The 3,594-nt window shown below is 44.3% G+C and carries 3 protein-coding genes; 2 read left to right on the top strand and 1 reads right to left on the bottom strand.

All coding sequences use genetic code 11. The features are described 5' to 3' along the window. Positions 1 to 116: 116 nt before the first annotated feature. Positions 117 to 1,145 (top strand): sugar phosphate isomerase/epimerase family protein, encoded by a 1,029-nt coding sequence (locus ADIS_RS20705; protein WP_035807179.1) that lies wholly within the window; start codon positions 117 to 119, stop codon positions 1,143 to 1,145. Positions 1,146 to 1,249: 104 nt separating this feature from the next. On the opposite strand, the gene ADIS_RS20700 is transcribed toward ADIS_RS20705, so the two are convergent. Then, a complete protein-coding gene (locus tag ADIS_RS20700; RefSeq protein WP_035807178.1) occupies positions 1,250 to 2,020 on the bottom strand; it encodes a hypothetical protein in 771 nt (256 codons plus the stop codon). Positions 2,021 to 2,441: 421 nt separating this feature from the next. On the opposite strand from ADIS_RS20700, the gene ADIS_RS20695 reads away from it, so the two are divergent. Further along, the gene (locus tag ADIS_RS20695) at positions 2,442 to 2,684 is read left to right on the top strand and encodes a hypothetical protein (protein WP_035807177.1); all 243 of its coding nucleotides are present in this window, start codon (positions 2,442 to 2,444) and stop codon (positions 2,682 to 2,684) included. Positions 2,685 to 3,594: the final 910 nt, after the last annotated feature.

Here is a 3,594-nt window from a genome sequence, read left to right as displayed (position 1 = left end):
GAGAGGACAGATAGGGAACTAATCCCTATCTTCCTACTCGATTGGAAAATCGTGTCGGTTTTACCGGTAAATTCAACCGCTCTGTTTATATTTCTGCTTCATTCAACGTAACAAGTATGACGTCTCGTAGAACATTTCTGGTAAAATCCGCGCTGGGAGCCACCGGATTGGTGTTGTCTCCGGCCTGGCTATCAGGCGCACCGGCCATCGTTTCCAATTACAACAAACCCAATTCCCGTATCAATGGGGTGCAGATAGGCTGTATAACTTATTCCTATCGATCCATGCCAGACCAAAGCGCGGAAGCGACGCTCAAGTATGTGACCGAATCAGGCATAAATGCCATAGAGCTGATGGGTGGCCCGGCGGAGTCCTTTGCCGGTTTGCCAGCATCTACGATAGACCGCATGCGTATGGGGCAGCTGGGAGGCAAGCAGCGACGGGGAGAAGCGTTGACGGCCGACGAGACCAAGGAACTCCGGGAAATGCAACAGGAAGCCGAAGCCTATGCCAAGGTGGTAGCCGAGTGGCGGGAAAAGGTGGATTACCGGAAATTTGAACAGTTGCGCAAAATGTATAAGGATGCTGGTGTCAGTATCTATGCGTTTAAGCCAAGCGCCTTTGGGCAGAATAATTCCGATGCGGACATTGCCTATGGAATGAAGGCCGCCAAAGCCCTAGGTGCGTCCCATGTTACCCTGGAGCATCCTGCGAACGATGCCCATACCCAGCGACTGGGTAGATTGGGAGAGCAGCACAAGATCTCGGTGGGCTATCACGGCCACGAACAGCAGACGTTTACGTTTTGGGATACGGCATTGGCGCAAAATCCCCGAAACGGATTAAATTTTGACGCCGGCCATTACGTGGCGGCTGGGCATACCGATATGATGGAGCTAATCGCCAAGCAGCACAAGCGCATCTACAGCATGCACATCAAAGACCGTCAGACACCCGCCAACGGAAAGGGAAATCTGGCTTGGGGCGAAGGAGACACTCCTCTACCAGCAATTTTCCAGGCCATGCGGGCCAATAAGTACAGGTTTCCGGCTTCTATTGAGCTGGAATACCAGGTTCCCGAAGGGTCGGATGCCGTAAAGGAGGTACAGCGTTGTTTGGAGTTTTGTCGGAAAGTGATCGTCTGATTTTTGCACGGTAAATTCAAAAACACCCTTGCTCTTTCATTACGGAATAAGTCGCCCTGTCTCTTTGAAGGCACAGGGCGACTTTTATTGCTTGAGAAGATACATCAATAGTATTCATACGTGATCCTGCCCTGTAGCACAAATCCAAAATTTGGATCGTAATATCTACTCTCCACCAGTCGGTTCTGATCATCATAATCAAACTCCTCTATATTTCCCTCGCCACTTTCGGGGATGCTGTCACCCCGGATGACAAAGTATTCCTTTGCGATCAGACGCTGGTTATCATCGTAGCGGTATAGGTGTCCAATGGAAAGGTCGCTGTTGGCAAACTGCTGCCGCATGGTAGCCGTTTTTCCGTCGGCCATGTAGGTATAGACTTCCCATTCTCCTCCCTGCATTTCCCTTTTTACCAGCCTGTTGTTATCGTCGAAAAGGTTTCGGTATACCCATCTTTCGGTACCATCCGCACGGTGGGCCCGAACTTCTGTCTGCCTGGTTTCAGGATCAAAGATACGTTCGTAGGCAAGATTGAAAACTGGCTCCTCGTCTATTAGGTTGTATTTTTTATCCCACACCAGGCAGTCAAGTTCGTTATATTCATATCTGGTGTCTGAATGAAAAACCTGGCCAATAACGTGGGTTTCTGAACGCAATTTGGTTAGCCGGGAATCACTGTCATAAAGGTATTCAGTTTTTCCGCTTTGCGTTGTGTTTGCTCCACCATAAACAAAGGAGAATGCAAGCTTCCCCTCTGGCGTATAAAATAGTTCATTCTCTGATTCCTCTATTACCTCAATCGGTTGGTCATCGGTGACACATCCAAATTGAAAAATAACGAGAATGGTGAGATATAGGAGAACAAATTTTTTCATTTTATTCTTGGGCAGCTAGTTAATAACTGTTAAATTAAAAAAATATAATCAAACATAAAAGATGTTATGAAAAAATTCAAATGATAATTAATTTGTCATTGGCACGGTGGAATTGTTTAAATAGCATACAGGTAGAATGGTATGCAGCTCGTAAGGGGTCTTAGAAAATACCTATGGGCTTCGCTTTCACTGCACCCCTAGTATGGGAAGATTGACCTTTTTCGCTTTTGACTAAAAGTATCAAAATAATTTTTGACACACTGTTTCCAGAGGGTATACCGTACTAGATAGAGATGTGTTTAAGGTGATTGAAAGGAGAAAAAATAAAATTTTCCTTTTAAAAATGTAGCATTTTCAGACTGAATCACGTCCTCTATTTAGCTATTGCATAAATTATATCAATGTATAACCCAATTAATCTTTGAAAACGCACCTATTTCTTTCCATTATTGCCCTGCTACCACTGTTTGGGAGTTGTAATGCAGACGAAACACCTGCTGGCGGATATCCAGCTTGGATTTTTCTTTATTTCGATTTTGAGGATACAGACAACAAAAGACTTCCTAAAACATCTGTCGAGATAAGCGAGGCAATGCTTGACGACAACGGGAATCTAGTGCCTCATGGGGGGGGGGAAGCGAATTTGCATGGCGTCATATGGTAGGCAAGGTGTCGATTGTAGAGGGGGATACATTGTTTGGGCCTCTGGTGGTAGGGGGCAATTTGGGGGAAACTATCCGCTACAGGGGCCAGCCTCTTAATGTAGACCTTTATTATCTATTTCGTTTTTTTGAACAGGATATAGATACGCTTAGGGTTCATTCCACTGGAATAGTCAACGACCAAGACCATGTAAAACAGGGGCCTATTGACATTTTTTACAATGGGGAACTCTTATCTCAGTACTTTCCAGGAATTTATGATGAAGCATCTGGCATTTATCTTTTAGATAATGAGAGAGTTATCTCTAGAAAGCACCATATGTCCCCTTGGATCTTGAAAATCCATAAAGACCTGGAGGAATTCAATTGAAATAACGAAGCAAATAATTCTAACCCCCCTAGGTGAAGTTTGTAACTTCACCCTTCTATTTCGTCCTATTGTAAAAGCTACAACTTACTTTGGGTCATTTGCAATGGCGGAAGTTTTCCAATTTATAGACAAACTTTGTCTTTCAAATGGCAGTCCTGACCTAAACCTATCTTGCTAACGGGATCCAACGGAGACCTTTTTTTCACACAGACTATTGTTTTCCTGTTTGCTTAAACCGTGGATCAAAAGACAATGGAGTGCTTCTGACTATGGTAATGCTTTTTGCGTCAGGATGGTTTGGATTGATCAGATAGGGGGACTCGGAAGGAACAATGCAGCTTGGCACTTTCAGGGTGGTGTCAATGTTTTTTTCCGTTCGACTCTGAATACCCTCATCAGGCCAACCCTCTCCTAGTGCCCGGTTTCTGGACACGATAAATGGAATTTGTGGCAAACCTCCAGACTCAACAAAAATGCTTTTCTAAAAAACTAATTTCTAAAAATGCTTTTTGTAAAAACTAATTTTTATATTTGCTTCTTAA

The sequence above is a fragment of the Lunatimonas lonarensis genome (assembly GCF_000390185.1).
GTDB lineage: Bacteria > Bacteroidota > Bacteroidia > Cytophagales > Cyclobacteriaceae > Lunatimonas > Lunatimonas lonarensis.
The sequence above is the reverse complement of the archived record's forward strand: the minus strand, read 5'-3'. Positions and strand labels throughout refer to the sequence as shown.

Excerpts from the sequence above, each read along its gene's own strand:
- ADIS_RS20700 (WP_035807178.1), bottom strand. The coding sequence starts at position 2,020 with ATGAAAAAATTTGTTCTCCTATATCTCACCATTCTCGTTATTTTTCAA.
- ADIS_RS20705 (WP_035807179.1), top strand. The coding sequence starts at position 117 with ATGACGTCTCGTAGAACATTTCTGGTAAAATCCGCGCTGGGAGCCACC.